This window comes from Streptomyces neyagawaensis (assembly GCF_023516595.1).
GTDB classification, from domain to species: domain Bacteria; phylum Actinomycetota; class Actinomycetes; order Streptomycetales; family Streptomycetaceae; genus Streptomyces; species Streptomyces neyagawaensis.
Genome location: NZ_JAMGBG010000019.1, coordinates 23,468 through 36,493 on the forward strand (window position 1 = coordinate 23,468; position 13,026 = coordinate 36,493).

The 13,026-nt window shown below is 72.3% G+C and carries 10 protein-coding genes; 5 read left to right on the forward strand and 5 right to left on the reverse strand.

Annotated elements, in window-relative coordinates; all coding sequences use genetic code 11:
- Positions 1–56: 56 nt before the first annotated feature.
- Positions 57–3,344: a S41 family peptidase gene (locus tag M8J73_RS10215; protein ID WP_055537806.1), complete on the reverse strand. Its 3,288-nt coding sequence runs from the start codon at positions 3,342–3,344 to the stop codon at positions 57–59.
- Positions 3,345–3,716: 372 nt separating this feature from the next.
- On the opposite strand from M8J73_RS10215, the gene M8J73_RS10220 reads away from it, so the two are divergent.
- The 5 genes from M8J73_RS10220 to M8J73_RS10240 all read left to right on the forward strand — a co-directional run bounded on the left by M8J73_RS10220 (position 3,717) and on the right by M8J73_RS10240 (position 9,652).
- Complete coding sequence (locus tag M8J73_RS10220; RefSeq protein ID WP_055537617.1) at positions 3,717–4,316, forward strand: TetR/AcrR family transcriptional regulator; 600 nt, start codon at positions 3,717–3,719, stop codon at positions 4,314–4,316.
- Between the two features lie 169 nt (positions 4,317–4,485).
- Entirely contained in the window at positions 4,486–6,831 is a 2,346-nt protein-coding gene (locus M8J73_RS10225) for an MMPL family transporter (protein ID WP_055537616.1), read from the forward strand.
- A gap of 178 nt (positions 6,832–7,009) precedes the next feature.
- The gene (locus M8J73_RS10230; RefSeq protein WP_055537615.1) at positions 7,010–8,092 is read left to right on the forward strand and encodes an epoxide hydrolase family protein; all 1,083 of its coding nucleotides are present in this window, start codon (positions 7,010–7,012) and stop codon (positions 8,090–8,092) included.
- A gap of 69 nt (positions 8,093–8,161) precedes the next feature.
- Entirely contained in the window at positions 8,162–8,671 is a 510-nt protein-coding gene (locus M8J73_RS10235; RefSeq protein WP_055537614.1) for a DinB family protein, read from the forward strand.
- A gap of 111 nt (positions 8,672–8,782) precedes the next feature.
- Positions 8,783–9,652: an intradiol ring-cleavage dioxygenase gene (locus M8J73_RS10240; RefSeq protein ID WP_249828548.1), complete on the forward strand. Its 870-nt coding sequence runs from the start codon at positions 8,783–8,785 to the stop codon at positions 9,650–9,652.
- A gap of 53 nt (positions 9,653–9,705) precedes the next feature.
- Here M8J73_RS10240 and M8J73_RS44745 read toward each other — a convergent pair whose 3' ends face one another.
- The 4 genes from M8J73_RS44745 to M8J73_RS10265 form a co-directional block, all read right to left on the reverse strand.
- Positions 9,706–11,250, reverse strand: coding sequence for a zeta toxin family protein (locus M8J73_RS44745; protein ID WP_274757627.1), 1,545 nt, complete (start codon positions 11,248–11,250; stop codon positions 9,706–9,708).
- The gene (locus tag M8J73_RS10255; RefSeq protein WP_055540486.1) at positions 11,247–11,549 is read right to left on the reverse strand and encodes a hypothetical protein; all 303 of its coding nucleotides are present in this window, start codon (positions 11,547–11,549) and stop codon (positions 11,247–11,249) included. The genes M8J73_RS44745 and M8J73_RS10255 overlap by 4 nt, the downstream gene beginning before the upstream one ends.
- 126 nt (positions 11,550–11,675) lie before the next feature.
- Positions 11,676–12,389 (reverse strand): histidine phosphatase family protein, encoded by a 714-nt coding sequence (locus M8J73_RS10260; protein ID WP_240501527.1) that lies wholly within the window; start codon positions 12,387–12,389, stop codon positions 11,676–11,678.
- A 118-nt stretch (positions 12,390–12,507) separates the two neighbouring features.
- Positions 12,508–12,852: an SsgA family sporulation/cell division regulator gene (locus tag M8J73_RS10265; RefSeq protein WP_055522317.1), complete on the reverse strand. Its 345-nt coding sequence runs from the start codon at positions 12,850–12,852 to the stop codon at positions 12,508–12,510.
- Positions 12,853–13,026: the final 174 nt, after the last annotated feature.

The following is a 13,026-nucleotide window of genomic DNA, read 5'->3' on the forward strand; positions in this document are numbered from 1 at the left end:
CCGCCGCCGGTCCTCGCCGGCAGCTTCTCGGCCGCCGGTCCTCGCCGGTGGCTCTCTCAGCCGACGTTCCTCGGCGGCAGCTTGGGGCGGGACCTGTCCGGCACGTTGCTGTAGTCCGGGGGGCTCGCGGCGGGATGGGTCTTGAGGAGGTCCAGGGCGAGGGTGACCGCGGCACTGAGCTGGGAGTTGCGGCCCTCGGCCCAGTCGAGGGGGGTGCGGTGGACCTCGACGTCGGGCAGGACGCCTCGGTTCTCGATGGACCAGCCGTACGCGTCGAACCAGGCGGCGTTCATGGGGACCGTGATGACGGTGCCGTCGCCGAGCTGGTGGCGGCCGGTCATGCCGACGACGCCGCCCCAGGTGCGCAGGCCCACGACCGGGCCGAGTTCCAGCAGCTTGAAGGCCGCCGTGATCATGTCGCCGTCGGACGAGGTCGCCTCGTCGGCCAGCGCGACCACCGGCCCGCGCGGCGCGTTGGAGGCGTACGACACCGGCTGCGCGCCCCGGGTGAGGTCCCATCCGATGATCCTGCGGCTGAGTTTTTCCACCACCAGTTCGCTGATGTGGCCGCCCGCGTTGCCGCGCACGTCCACGATCAGGGCCGGGCGGGAGACCTCCATGCGCAGATCGCGGTTGAACTGGGCCCAGCCGGAGCCGCCCATGTCGGGGATGTGGAGGTAGCCGCAGTGGCCGCCGCTGAGTTCATGGACGACCTCGCGGCGTTTGGCGACCCAGTCCTGGTAGCGCAGGGGGCGCTCGTCGAGCAGCGGGACCACGGCCACGCGGCGCGCGCGACCCTGGCCCTCCGCCGGGGTGAACGTCAGCTCCACCGTCGTACCGCCCGCGCCCGCCAGCAGGGGGAACGGGCCCGTCGTCGGGTCCACCGGGCGGCCGTCGACATGGGTCAGGACGGCGCCCTCGCGGATGCCCGTACCGGCGAGCGGGGAGCGGGCCTTGGAGTCCGAGGAGTCGCCGGGCAGGACCCGGCGGACCTGCCAGCCGTCGTCCCGGCGGACGAAGTTGGCGCCGAGGAGGCCCTGGCGGCGCTGGTAGTGGGGCGGGCCCTCGTTGCGTCGGGCGGGGGACACATACGCGTGGGAGGTGCCCAGTTCGCCGAGGACCTCGCGCAGGAGGTCGGCGAACTCGTCGGGGGAGGCGACCCGTTCGACGAGGGGCCGGTACTGGTCGAGGACCCCGTCCCAGTCGATGCCGCTCATGTCCGGGTCCCAGAAGTAGGCGCGGATCAGCCGGCCCGCCTCGGCGTAGGACTGGCGCCACTCGGGGGCCGGGTCGACCTCGTGGATGATGCGCCGCAGGTCGATCCAGACGGTGCTGTCGCTGTCACCGGACTCGGTGGAGGGCACGGCCCGCAGGTCGCCCTCGTCGACGACCACGAGACGGGTGCCGTCGCCGCTGATCGCGAACCAGTCGAGGTGGGAGACGAGTTCGGACCTCTTCGCCTTGCTGATGTTGAAGTACTCGAGGGTCGGGCGCCCGGTCATGTCGTCGGGGTTGGCGAAGGTCTCGCCGAGGGCGCCGGAGATCGGCCAGCGCAGCCAGACCAGACCGCCGCCGTTCACCGGGCACAGCGCCGAGTACTTGGAGGCGGTGACGGGGAACGGCGTGACGCGGTTCTCCAGGCCCTCGACCTCCACGGTGACCGCGCCGCCGGTCTCCTCGTCCTCGCCGGGGTCCATGCCCCCGGCGACCGGACGGCCGTCGGGGTTGAGGGCGAACGGGGAGGGCGTGGCGGAGGAGAGCGGGACCAGATAGGGACGGCAGCCGAGGGGGAAGGACAGGTCGCCGGTGTGGACGTCGTAGACCGGGTCGAAGCCGCGCCAGGACAGGAACGCCAGATAGCGGCCGTCGCCGGTGAACACCGGGTTCTCGTCCTCGAAGCGGCCGCCCGTGACGTCGACGATCAGCCGGTCCTTGAGGCGGGCCATCTTGATCTGGCGCAGACTGCGGCCGATGCCCGGATGGGACCAGGCCAGCCAACTGCCGTCGGGGGAGAACGCGAGGTCGCGGACGGGCCCGTTGAGGGACGTGATGATCTCGGTGACCTCGCCGTTGGACTCCTCCGTGGCGTCGAGCAGCAGCAGCCGGCCGTCGTGCGCGGCGAGGGCGAGACGCTCGCCCGCCGGGTCCGCGACCATCTCCAGGACGCGGCCCAGCGCGCCGGAGGCGAGACGGCGGGGCTCGCGGTCGCCGGTGGCGCGGGGGAGGTAGGCGATCTCGACGGCGTCCTCGCCGTCGGCGTCCGTCACGTACGCCACCTGGCCGCCGGAGCCGAGCATCTCGGGCAGCCGGACGCGGACGCCGGGGGTGTCGGTGATGGTCCGGGCGGGTCCGTCGCGGTGGGTCAGCCAGTACAGGCTGCCGCGGACGACGACGGCGCTGGCCCGGCCCGTCTCGTCGACGGAGAGACCGTCGATGTGCTGCGCGGCCGGCACCTGGTACGGCCGCCGCCCGGTGAGCGATCCGCCGAGGCGGATGTCGAGCCGGCGGGGCACGGCGTCGGGGGCGAGGTCGTCGACGATCCACAGGTCGCCCGCGCACTGGTACACCACCCGGCTGCCGTCGCTCGCCGCGTGCCGGGCGTAGAACGCGTCGTGGTCGGTGTGACGGCGCAGGTCGGAGCCGTCGTACGCGCAGGAGTAGAGGTTGCCGATGCCCTCGTGGTCGGAGAGGAAGGCAATACGGCCGCCGACGAACATGGGGGAGTGCAGATGCCCTTCGAGGTCGGGCAGCAGCCGCTCGCCGTGCAGCCAGAGGCGGCCCATGGCGCCGCCGCGGTAGCGCTTCCACGAGGCCGGTTCGTGCGGGGGCGTGCCGGTGAGCAGCAGGGTGCGGCGTTCGCCGTCGATCTCGGCGACCTGGAGGGCGGAGACGGGCCCCCAGGGCAGTTTGCGGCCGGGGTCGCCGTCGAGGCGGACCTTGTACGCCCAGGTGTAGTAGGAGAAGGGCTCGCCGTGCGAGGCGACGGCCAGGATGTCGGAGCGGCCCTCCTCGTCGGGGGGCGTCCAGCCGCAGACCTCGGTGTCGGGGCTGCCCCAGTGGGTGAGGCGGCGCGCGGGCCCGCCACCGTCCACCGGTGCCAGATGGATCTCCGGCACGATGCTGCGCCAGCTCGTGTACGCGATGTGGCGGCCGTCGGGCGAGAAACGCGGGGTGGCGACCTTCGTACGGTCGACGGTGAGGCGCCAGGCACGGTCGGAGCCGTCGAGCGGGGCCAGCCACAGATCGTCCTCGGCGACGAAGCAGACGCGGTCGCCGCCGATGTGGGGAAAGCGCAGGTAGCCGGGGGTGCCCCGGCCGGTTCCGGTCTCGTATGAGTCGCTCACCTCCCCATGCTTTGCCGGGTCGGGGGGCGCGGCAACTTGTGCGCGGGGCGTTCGGGGGGAGGGTGGGGGGCGGTTCGAGGGCGGGGCGGGTGCGGGCGGTCCGGGGGAGGCGCCGCGGGGCGCGTGACCCGGGGCCCGTGACCCGGGGCCCGTGACCCGGGGCCCGTGACCGGGAGGCCGTGACCGGGGGTCCGTGACAGGGGGTCCGTGACTCAAGACACGAACGAAACCGTTTCGTTTCTTTAAGGCTCGGGGTATCTTCGTAAGCGTACGAAACCGTTTCGTTCGAGAAGCGGGTCGACCGGCCTGTGCCCCGGCACATGACCGGTAGCCTTGTCGTCTCGAACGTCCAGTGGGAGTGGGGAGAGTGGGATGACTGAGACCGCGACGGCGCGCCGCAGTCGACTCACGCCCGAGCGCGAGGCCGAGCTGTACGCGGCCGTGCTCGACCTGCTCCGGGAGGTCGGCTACGACGCCCTCACCATGGACGCCGTGGCCGCCCGCACCAGGTCCAGCAAGGCCACCCTCTACCGCCAGTGGGGCGGCAAGGCCGAGCTGGTCGCGAAGGCGATCGGCAAGGAGAAGTCGATGGGCGCCTGTGCCGTCGACACCGGATCCCTCCGCGGCGACCTGCACGCCCTGGCGCGGCGCGAGGACGACTGCGTCATGGCGCAGAACTCCGCGCTCATGCGGGGCCTGGCCATGGCGGTGCACACGAACCCCGAGCTTCTGGTGGCCTTCCGGGAGTTCCTCATCGAACCGCAGGTCGCCGAGTTCCAGCGGCTGCTGGCACGCGCGGTCGAACGCGGTGAGGTCCGGCCGGACAACCCGGCGCTCGACTTCGTGATGCACATGATGCTCGGTGCCTTCGTGACCCGGACGCTGCTCGAAGAGCTGCCTCCGACCCAGGCCTTCCTCGTTTCGTACATCGACGCCGTGGTCCTCCCCGCCCTCGGTGTACCGACCGACTGACGCACCCCGAGCCATCGCCGCGTGACACGCGGCTGAGCCCCACCTGACGCCACCGCTCACGTCGTCGGGCCGATCGACCCTGTTCGCGTACTCCCCGGTACAGCAGCACACGGGCCGATCACCCCTGCCCTCCTGCATGTCCACGACCTGACGAACGGGAGTACCGCCCGTGGCCACCTTCCTCTACAAACTGGGCCGACTCGCCTTCCGGCGACGACACTTCGTCGCCCTGATCTGGGTCGCGCTGCTGACCCTCGCGGGCGTCGGCGCCGCCTCCGCGCCCACCGCGGGCTCGTCCTCCTTCTCCATCCCCGGCACCGAGGCGCAGAAGGCCTTCGACCTGCTGGACCAGCGCTTCCCCGGCATGAACGCCGACGGCGCCACCGCACGCGTCGTGTTCAAGGCGCCCTCCGGGGAGAAAATGGCCGACGCCGCGAACAAGGCGGCCGTCGAGCGGACCGTCAAGGAACTGGACACCGGCTCCGAGGTCACCTCCGTCACCGACCCGTTCAAGAGCAGGTCGGTCTCGAAGGACGGCACGATCGCCTACGCCCAGGTGCGGTACGAGGTCTCCGGCATGGAGCTGAAGGACGCCTCCAAGGACGCGCTGGAGGACGCCGCCGAGGGTGCCCGGGACAGCGGGCTGACCGTGGAGATCGGCGGTGACGCCCTCCAGGCCGTGCCGCACACCGGGTCCACGGAGATCATCGGCATCGCGGTCGCCGCGGTCGTCCTCGTCATCACCTTCGGCTCGCTGGTCTCGGCCGGGCTGCCGCTGCTGACCGCCCTCGTCGGCGTGGGCATCGGCGTCGCCTCGATCACCGCGCTGGCGAGCGCCCTCGACCTCGGCACCACCACGTCGACGCTCGCGATGATGATCGGCCTCGCGGTCGGCATCGACTACGCCCTCTTCATCGTCTCCCGCTACCGCGCGGAGCTCGCCGAGGGCCGCGACCGCGAGGAGGCCGCGGGCCGGGCCGCCGGTACGGCCGGCTCCGCCGTGGTCTTCGCCGGACTGACCGTCGTCATCGCCCTCGTCGGCCTCGCGGTCGTCAACATCCCGATGCTCACCAAGATGGGCGTCGCGGCGGCGGGCACGGTCGCCGTCGCCGTCCTCATCGCCCTCACCATGGTCCCGGCGCTCCTCGGCTACGCGGGCGCCAAGGTCCGGCCGGCGGGGCACAAGGCCCGCTGGATGGGCGGCGGTCGGGCGTCGGCGAAGGTCAAGGGCACCGAGAGGGCGTCGGCCAGGATCGGTGGCGGCGTGGCAGCGTCGGCCAGGACCGGTGGCACCGAGGGCGCGTCGGCGAAGGCCCCGGCCGGCGGGGGCGTCGCGGCGGAGAAGCCCAACATGGAGAAGCCCAACATGGGGACGCGGTGGGCCCGTTTCGTGGTCCGCAGGCCGGTGATGGTGCTGCTCGTGGCCGTGATCGGCCTCGGCGCCGCCGCGATCCCGGCGAGCTCCCTCGAACTCGGCCTGCCCGACGACGGCTCCCAGCCGACGTCCACCACCCAGCGCCGCGCCTACGACCTCCTCTCCGAGGGCTTCGGCCCCGGCTCCAACGGCCCGCTGATGGTCGTGGTCGACGCGAAGTCCTCCAGCGACCCGAAGGCCGCCGTCAAGCAGGTGTCCGACGAGGTCAAGGACATGAAGGGCGTCGTCACGGTCACCCCGGCGACGTACAACAAGGCCGGGGACACGGCGATGATCACCGTGGTCACCGACTCCAAGCCGTCGTCCGTGGCGACCGAGGACGTGGTCCACGAGATCCGCGGCGCCGGACCGGCGATCAAGGCCGACTCCGACGCGAACGTCCTGGTCACCGGCGCGACGGCGATGAACATCGACGTCTCCCAGAAGCTCGACGACGCGCTCGTGCCGTATCTGGTCCTGGTGGTCGGCCTCGCCTTTCTGCTGCTGATCGTGGTCTTCCGTTCCGTCCTCGTCCCACTGAAGGCGGCCCTCGGCTTCCTGCTCAGCGTGATGGCGGCGCTCGGCGCTGTGGTCGCGGTCTTCCAGTGGGGCTGGCTGGCGGACGTGGTGGGCGTCGAGGAGACCGGCCCGATCATGTCGATGATGCCGATCTTCATGGTGGGCGTCGTCTTCGGTCTCGCCATGGACTACGAGGTCTTCCTGGTGACCCGGATGCGTGAGGCGTACGTCCACGGCGAGCGTCCCGGACAGGCCGTGGTCACCGGCTTCCGGCACGGGGCGCGGGTGGTGACGGCCGCGGCGGTCATCATGATGGCGGTCTTCGCGGGCTTCATCGGCTCCAGCGAGTCGATGGTCAAGATGATCGGCTTCGGCCTCGCCGTCGCGGTCCTCTTCGACGCCTTCGTGGTCCGGATGGCCATCGTCCCGGCCGTCCTCGCCCTGCTCGGCGACAAGGCCTGGTGGCTGCCGAAGTGGCTGGACCGGGCGCTGCCCAACGTCGACGTCGAGGGCGAGGGCCTGCGCACGCGGGGCGACGCCGCCAAGGGCAGGAAGCGGGACGAGGAACTCGTGCGCGCCTGACGCGACGGCTTCCCCGCAGAACCGCCGGTGAGGGCCCCGTGGGGACGGGGAGCCCTCACCGGCCGCATGCCCCCGGGGGCGGCCGATGGAGGCGCGCCGAGGCGATAGAGGACAAGACCTGGCCTATATGGCTCCTAGCCTGGTCGTACCAGCCCATGCCGAGGCAACCGGAGCGATCATGGACACGCAGGTCCGCCCCTTCCGCATCGACATCCCGCAGGCCGAACTGGACGACCTGAACGACCGGTTGGCGCGCACGCGCTGGCCGCGACAGCTGCCGGGCGAGGGGGCCGACCGGGGAGTCCCCGTGGCGGAGGTCAAGGAACTGGCCGAGTACTGGCGCACGGCGTACGACTGGCGGACCCACGAACGCCGGCTCAACGCGTTCCCCCAGTACCTCACCACGATCGACGGCCTCGACGTCCACTACCTGCACGTCCGCTCGCCCCGGCCGGACGCCGTGCCGCTGCTCCTCTCCCACGGCTGGCCCAACTCGGTCGTCGAGTTCACGCGGTTGATCGGCCCGCTGACCGAGCGCGGGTTCCATGTCGTCGCCCCGTCCGTCCCCGGGTTCGCCTTCTCCGAGGGCCCGCGCGAGACCGGCTTCGGCGTCGACCGGGTGGCCCGCATGTGGGCCGAGCTGATGAGCCGCCTCGGCTACGACCGCTACGGCACCCAGGGCGGCGACCTCGGCGCGTACCTGGCGCCCGCGGTGGCCCGCGCGGCCCCCGCGCATGTCATCGGCGTCCACATCAACGGCGGGTTCGGCTTCCCGACCGAGAAGGACCTGCCCGAACTGACGCCGGACGAGCGGGCATTGTACGACATGATCCAGCAGTGGTCGCAGGGCGGGGTCGACCACCACACTCTGCTCCGCCACACCCCGCAGACCTTCGCGTACGGCTGGCACGACTCCCCGGTCGCCCAGCTCGCGTGGATGATGCAGAAGTTCCGGGACTTCGGCGTCCAGGGCATGGACCGCGATCTGTTCCTCACCAACGTCACGCTCTACTGGCTGACCGGGACGTCCGGCACGTCGTCCTGGTTCATGTACGAGCGGGACGAGTTCACCTGGCCGGAGGGGCAACGGCAGGTGCCGACCGGCGTGTACTGCGGACCGCCCGCCGTCCGCCGCCTCGCCGAGCGCGACAACCGGATCGTGCACTGGCCCGAGTCCAATCCGGGCCACCACTTCGTGGGGATGGACGAGCCGGAGACCCTGGCCGCCGACATCCGCACCTTCTTCGACAAGATTCTCTGAACACACCCGACGTCGGACGGGCACGGCTCCCGACGGCTTCGGGGAACCCGAGAACGAGGAGGACGGCCGATGGCCGAGGACAAGCGGGTGGGGCCGCCCCACTTCGGATCCGAACGGGAGACGCTGCGGGCCTTCCTCGACTATCACCGCGCGACCCTCGCCATGAAGTGCGAGGGCCTCACCGACACGGAGCTGCGACAGCGGTCGATGCCGCCGTCGACGCTGTCGCTGCTCGCGCTGGTCCGCCACATGGCCGAGGTGGAACGGGCCTGGTTCCGCCGGGTGTTCGAGGACAACGACGCGCCCATGGTCTGGTCGGACGAGATCGACTTCCAGGCCGCGTACGACGACAGCGCCTCGACACGGGCGGAGGCGTTCGCCGCGTGGGAGGCGGAGGTGGAGCACTCCCGCCGTATTGAGGGCGCGGCCCCCTCCCTCGACCTGACCGGCCGCCAGCCGCGTTGGGACGAGGAGGTCTCCTTGCGGATGGTCATGGTCCATGTCCTCCTGGAGTACGGCCGCCACAACGGCCACGCGGACCTCCTGAGGGAGGGCGTGGACGGGGAGGTCGGGGCGTGACGGTCCCACCGCGTGACGCCGCCGAGCAAGGAACTCGAACTTTCCACAGGTTGGGCTCGTAGCATCGCGCGTGGCATGACGGACGGAACAGAGAGCGCGCAGGCCTCCACCATGAGCGACACACCGCACAGCCGCAGCCGCAGCCACGGTCCCAGTCACGGGCATGACCATGTTGACGAGTTCGATCGAGGGCTCTCCTACGATCTGCCGGTGCTGGCGCGGCGGCGCATGATCCGGCTGCTGGCCGGGGCGAGCATGGTGCCCCTGGTGGCGGCCTGTTCCTCGGACGAGTCGGGCGGGACGTCGTCGGCGTCCTCCTCGTCGCCCTCCGGCTCGTCCGCGTCCGCCGCCGACTGCGAGACCATCCCGACGGAGACGGCCGGCCCGTACCCCGGCGACGGCTCCAACGGGCCCGACGTGCTCAGGGAGAGCGGTGTCGTCCGCCGGGACATCACCAGGAGCATCGGCCCGGCGAACGGTGTCGCCGAGGGCGTACCGCTGACGGTGACCCTCACCGTCGTCGCGGCGGACTCCGGGTGCGGGACGCCGAAGAAGGGCGCGGCCGTCTACCTCTGGCACTGCGACCGGGAGGGCCGCTACTCCCTCTATTCGGACGGCGTCACCGACGAGAACTACCTGCGCGGCGTGCAGGAGACCGACGCCAAGGGCCAGGTCACCTTCACGTCGGTCTTCCCGGGCTGCTACACCGGCCGCTGGCCGCACATCCACTTCGAGGTGTACGACAGTCTCGACGACGCCACCGCCGCGCAGGACATCGTGGTCACGTCGCAGCTCGCGTTCCCGAAGGACGTGTGCGACACCGTCTACGCGACGGACGGCTACCGCCAGAGCGTCACCCACCTCAGCGAGCTCTCCCTGGAGACCGACGGCATCTTCAGCGACGGCTACGACCAGCAGCTGGCCACGATGAAGGGCAGCGTGGAGAAGGGATACACGGCGAATCTCACGGTTCCTGTGTAGCCGGGACAGCTGGTGTGGCCCGTGTGGGACGGGTGGGCGGTTCGGGCCGCCGGTCAGCGGGCGCGTCCGGGCGGCGGTTCGGCGGGACGGGTGGCCGGGAGGGCGCGGGGAGGGGCGGTGGGCGTACGCGTACCGCTCGTCGGTGTCTGGGGAGCGACCACCGACCGGCTGCGTGCCGCCGCGGCGGCCGCGGTGGGGTTGCTCCCGGTCCCGGCCCCGGTTCCGGTACCTACGTCGGCCCTGGCCGTGGCGCCTGAGCCTGCCGCGGCCCCCGCGACCGCGCCAACCCCGGTTCCCGTTCCCGTTCCCGGCCCCTGTCGGGCCGGTGGCGGGGTCGCCTGAGGCATGGGGTCCGCTCGCAGGGCCCGGCGGTGAATTTCCTCGGCGCCGCGGGCCTCCGGGGGCAGGGCGGAGCGGCGGGACAGTTCGCCGAGCAGGCGGTCGGTGGTGTGTTCGTGTCGCGCGGCGGTCGCCGGGTTGGTGTCGCCCCGGGAGACGGCGATGTGTCGTTCGGCCAGGTTGTGGGCGAGGAGGTCGATGACCTCGTGATCGCCGCGGGCCAGGAGCGTGGGCTCCGGCCGGTGCGGCGGCTCCGCCGTGCGCAGCGCGGCCGCGCGATCGGCCACGGCGCGCCACGGGGCCTCGGGCGCCGGCAGGATCGGCGCGGCGGAGCGGGCGATGCGGTCCAGTTCCGGCAGGGCGTAGTCGGGGGCCGTCACGACCGCCGCCGCGTGCCGCGCCACGAACTGCGCCGCCTCGGCGGTCGTCTGCACGCGCGCGTGCTCCCGCTCGACGGCCGCCACCAGCGACGCCCCGGCCCCTGGCGTCCCCGTGACGTCGGAGGAGGGGCCACCGGGGGCGATGTGCTGCATGTGCACGGTCTCCCCGCCCCGGCGCAGCACCGAGGCGAAGTCGCCCAGGCCCTCCCGTTCCAGGGCGGCGGCGCCCCGTACGACCCCGCGCAGTGCCGCGTCGTGGATGTCGGGGTCGACCAGGCGGCCGTGGCCGTGCCGCTGGAGTTCGTCGAGGTAGCGGGTCATGACGCCGAGTCGGCTGACGGGGCCGGGCACGGCCACGAACGCGGTCTCGATGCGGTACGGGGCGACCCCGTCGGGGAGCCGCGCCGAGCGGATGCGGCGGCAGATGTCCTCGTACTCGGCCGGGGTGACCATCGCGGATTCGAGCAGGATGTTGTAGCCGCGGGAGAGGGCGAGGTCCTGGGCCTGCTCCCACCAGCGGTCGCCGTCCGGGCGGACCAGCGCGTCCGCCTCCTGGGGGCGCTCGGCCTGCCAGCGGGCGTACTCCGGGTGGTGCGGGTTGTAGAAGTCCATGTTGATCCAGGCCGAGGGACCGCCCCGGTCCAGCGCGTCCTTGACCATACGGGTCACGGCGGTCTTCCCGGCGCCGGTCTGCCCGGCCACGATGACGGCGACCGGGGCCCGTTGCGGCGCGCAGCCGTCGAGGAAGACGGGGGCGATCTCCTCGCGGAAGATCCGCTGGTTCTCGGCGAGGGGCAGCCGCCCTTCGAGGGCCGGCCCCTTCGGCGTCCCCGCCGATGTCCCCGTCGACGTCGCGGGGTCGTTCGGCGACCGGCTCACGCGTCGCCGCCCGGCAGTCGGGCCAGTTCCGTACGGACCCGGTGGCACAGGGCGTGCGCGTCGGCCAGGGCGTCCGTGTCGTCGGGGCGCAGGCCCAACTGGAGCCGGTTCAGCTCCCGCTGGCGTGCGAGCAGGTGCTCGCGGGTGGCTCCGGCGGCGTCGCGCAGGGCCGCCGAGACCTCGCCGACGGTCCTGCGCAGGTCACCGAGGGCCGCCTCGTAGGGCTCATCCGCGTACAGGCCGCCGCCGAGCGGCTCCACCCGCGAGAGCACGGGCTCGGAATCGGGCTGCTCCGTCATGGGGTGTCCCTCCGTCGTCATCGAGACGTCGTCGTAGGTACTGGTCGAGTCGTGGTCGGCGTCGTAGGGGTGGTCGCCGCCAGAGTCGTGGTCGCCGTCAGAGACGTGCGCCGAGGGGGCGGTGGTTCAGGCGAGGTGCGCGGTGTCGCCCCACCGCACCAGCTTCAGCCGTCCGCCTGTGCCGTTCCAGCACGAGACCGACGCGTTGGGGACCGGCGGCAGTGTGTCGGGGGAGGGCGCGCCCAGGCCGGCCAGGACGAAGCGGAGGGTGATGACGATCGCGTCGTGCGCCACGAGCAGCACCCGCCGTCCGGGCGCGGCCCGGTCCAGCTCCGTCATGAAGTCCCGTACGCGCAGCGCGACATCGGCCATCGCCTCGCCGCCCGGCGGCCGGTACGCCCACTCGCCGAGCAGGGCCCGTCGCGCGGCCTCCTCGGGGGCGCGGGCCCGCAGCGCGCCCGGTGGGTGCAGTTCGAAGATGCCCATCTCCCGGTCCCGCAGGCGCTCGTCGACGAGCAGCGGAGGCGGGGTCACCCGTGGGTGCGCGGCCATGACCTGCCAGGTCTCCCGGGCCCGCGCGTACGGCGAGCAGACCACGAGGTCCGGCCCCGTCCCCTCGTCCAGCCCGGCGAGCCAGTCGCCCAGCGACCGGGCCTGTTCACGTCCCAGTGGAGACAGGGGGACGTCCGTGTCCCGTCCGGGGACCGGCAGTTCCGTCGAGCCGGTGCGCTCGGCCTCGGCGAAGGCGACGTTCGCGGTGCTCTGCCCGTGCCGTACCACCCACAGCCCGCGGAGTGAACTGGGCGCCGCGAGCCCGCTCTTGTGCATCTCATCGGCCATCCGGTCATTCTGCTCGACGGCCATCCGGTCATGCCGCTCGACCGGATGGCCGGCGTTCAGCGGGACCGCAGGTGTTCAGTGCGCGACCCGCCGGCGTCCCCTACGCGACCGCCGGTGTTCAGTGCGCGACCGGCGTCGCCGTGTACGTGCGGCGGAGGAAGCGGATCAGGGCCTTCGTGTCGAACTGCATCACCGCGACCCCGTGGGCGGAGTGGAACTCCATGACGGCCTGGACCCGGCCGCAGGGCCAGATGCTGACGGGGCCGGCGGTCGCGGGGGTGCGCAGGCCGCGTTCGAGGAGGTCGCGGGGGAACGTCCACTCGTGGGGGCCGGGCAGCCCCACGTGGACGGCGGTGGGGCCGCCGTCGGGGTCGTAGCGGAGGATCACGGGGACCGTGTCCCGGTCCTCGGGGGAGTCCGTGACGACATGAGCCCGGGCGTACTGCTCGACGGTGACAGACATCGGGCGGCTCCTCACGCTGAGTGACCCAAGCAGAAGCTGTTGATCCGCTCTCCGTGCCCCTCCAATGTCGCATATTTTCCGCCATCCGCCCGTGGGGGAGAGTGTCGGGCCGACCAGGCACTGGCGATCCGTTCGCTATTCGAAGTGAAGGCGCTCTTGCAAGACCCTCGCAAT

Bases quoted from the DNA above. Each gene is read 5' to 3' on its own strand.
- M8J73_RS10220 (WP_055537617.1), top strand. From the start codon at position 3,717: ATGACTGAGACCGCGACGGCGCGCCGCAGTCGACTCACGCCCGAGCGC.
- M8J73_RS10230 (WP_055537615.1), top strand. From the start codon at position 7,010: ATGGACACGCAGGTCCGCCCCTTCCGCATCGACATCCCGCAGGCCGAA.
- M8J73_RS10235 (WP_055537614.1), top strand. From the start codon at position 8,162: ATGGCCGAGGACAAGCGGGTGGGGCCGCCCCACTTCGGATCCGAACGG.
- M8J73_RS10240 (WP_249828548.1), top strand. From the start codon at position 8,783: ATGAGCGACACACCGCACAGCCGCAGCCGCAGCCACGGTCCCAGTCAC.
- M8J73_RS10255 (WP_055540486.1), bottom strand. From the start codon at position 11,549: ATGACGGAGCAGCCCGATTCCGAGCCCGTGCTCTCGCGGGTGGAGCCG.
- M8J73_RS10260 (WP_240501527.1), bottom strand. From the start codon at position 12,389: ATGGCCGATGAGATGCACAAGAGCGGGCTCGCGGCGCCCAGTTCACTC.
- M8J73_RS10265 (WP_055522317.1), bottom strand. From the start codon at position 12,852: ATGTCTGTCACCGTCGAGCAGTACGCCCGGGCTCATGTCGTCACGGAC.